This window comes from Gluconobacter kanchanaburiensis NBRC 103587 (assembly GCF_007988905.1).
Classification (GTDB): domain Bacteria; phylum Pseudomonadota; class Alphaproteobacteria; order Acetobacterales; family Acetobacteraceae; genus Gluconobacter; species Gluconobacter kanchanaburiensis.
The window spans coordinates 1-1,289 of record NZ_BJVA01000041.1; the positions used below are offsets into that span (position 1 = coordinate 1).

Annotated in this window: 1 pseudogene; it reads left to right on the plus strand. The window is 53.7% G+C overall.

Annotated elements, in window-relative coordinates:
- Window positions 1-75: 75 nt before the first annotated feature.
- A pseudogene (locus GKA01_RS13515) lies at window positions 76-1,154 on the plus strand (IS5 family transposase).
- The last annotated feature ends 135 nt before the right edge of the window (window positions 1,155-1,289 follow it).

Here is a 1,289-nt window from a genome sequence, read left to right on the forward strand (position 1 = left end):
GGAGGGTTCGAAGAACCCCCTGTCTCTGAACAGTTGGCTGTGATTCTATCCTTGGTGTGATGACGGGAGGATGGGATGAAGCAGTCTGGTTTCTTTGATGTTGAAGAGCGCCTGGCTCGTCTGAGTGGGCTTGGTGACCAGCTCGAAGCGTTTTCGCGGACTGTGGATTTTGAAGTCTTCCGCCCTGATCTGGACAAGGCTCTGCCTATGCAGACGGCAGTAAAGGCGGTCGTCTGCCCTTTGATCCAGTATTGATGTTCAAGATCCTGGTGATCCAGACGCTGAACAATTTGTCTGATGAACGGACGGAATATCTGATCAACGACCGCCTGTCGTTCATGCGTTTCCTTGGTCTGGGACTGTCGGACCGCGTGCCGGATGCCAAAACACGCTGGCTGTTCCGGGAGCGTCTGACGCAGGCGGGTGCGATTGAAAGGCTATTTGATCGCTTTGATGCTACTCTGCGGAACGCTGGCTATTTACCGATGTCAGGTCAGATTCTGGACGCGACGCTGGTGGCGGCTCCAAAACAGCGCAATACCAATGCTGAGAAAGCGGATCTTCGGGCAGGACATATCCCACAGGACTGGCGGGACAAGCCCTCAAAGCTGTCCCACAAGGACCGTCATGCGCGCTGGACGTTGAAGTTTACCAAGGCGAAGCAGCAGGAGGACGGGACGATCCCATCAACAGATCTGGCCATCCCGTTCTTTGGCTATAAATCCCACATTTCCATCGATCGGAAGTTCAGGCTGATCCGGAAATGGAAAGCGACAGATGCCGCCGCCAGTGATGGCGCCCGATTGCGGGATGGGCTGCTGAATAAAACCAATACAGCCTCAAGCGTATGGGCCGACACGGCCTACCGTTCGAAAGCCAATGAGGATTTCATGGAAAAGCAGGGCTTTGTCTCGAAGGTCCACAGGAAAAAGCCTCATCTCAAGCCCATGCCACGACATATCCAGAAGTCGAATGCTGGAAAGTCGGTCATCCGATCGCGCGTTGAACATGTTTTTGCTGATCAGAAATCGCAGACAGGACTGTTCGTCCGAACCGTAGGTATCACGCGAGCCACCATGAGGATCGGACTGGCAAATATCGTCTACAATATGCGTCGCTTTCTCCTCCTGGAGCGGATTAACGCCGCGGCGTAGCAATCCAGAGCATGAAATCCTCTCTCTGCTCAAAACGTAGAGCGAAAATCATCATCCAGAACCTTCAATACCAGCCTGGCGCCCCCAAAATCAGGAAGAAAGGTCCTCAATTCACGGCTCTTCGAACCCTCCATC